This is a genomic window from Christiangramia aquimixticola, assembly GCF_048285835.1.
GTDB classification, from domain to species: Bacteria; Bacteroidota; Bacteroidia; order Flavobacteriales; family Flavobacteriaceae; genus Christiangramia; species Christiangramia aquimixticola.
The window spans coordinates 1-483 of sequence record NZ_JBLVTL010000025.1 but is presented as its reverse complement, the minus strand read 5'-3'; the positions used below and the strand labels follow the sequence as shown (position 1 = coordinate 483).

Here is a 483-nt window from a genome sequence, read left to right as displayed (position 1 = left end):
AAGCCAAGGGTGTAGAGAGTGCCATGATCATCAGCTATGACAAGATGAGCGGCAAGTCATCCTTCCCCTATAAAACTATCGAAATGAACTGGATCGGCGACTTCAATCCCAAAATGATGCGGGTATGCGAGCAGCTGTTGGCGACGATTTATAAGACACACCATACGTATCGCTACCTGTTTGATCGGGAAAAGCCATTCGAGAGACATCCGATTTTCGATTGACGAATTACGAAGTACGAGATTCTTCTGAACCTCCATCTTAAGAATGCAAGATTGAGTTTTCCTATTTAGAATGTCGATTATCGAACTCCGAATAATGAATTGAGACCAACTTTACAACCTTTTAACATTACAACTTTCCAACGTTTTAAAAATGAAAAAATACGACGTAACAGGCATCGGAAATGCCCTGGTAGATATTGAGTTTAAAGTAAAAGACCAGTTTTTTCTTGACAATCAGGTCGAAAAAGGCCTAATGACT

The 483-nt window shown here is 40.2% G+C and carries 1 pseudogene; it reads left to right on the top strand.

The features are described from left to right. Positions 1-224 (top strand): annotated as a pseudogene (locus ACNKXV_RS13325) (hypothetical protein); the annotation flags it as partial. Between the last annotated feature and the right edge of the window lie 259 nt (positions 225-483).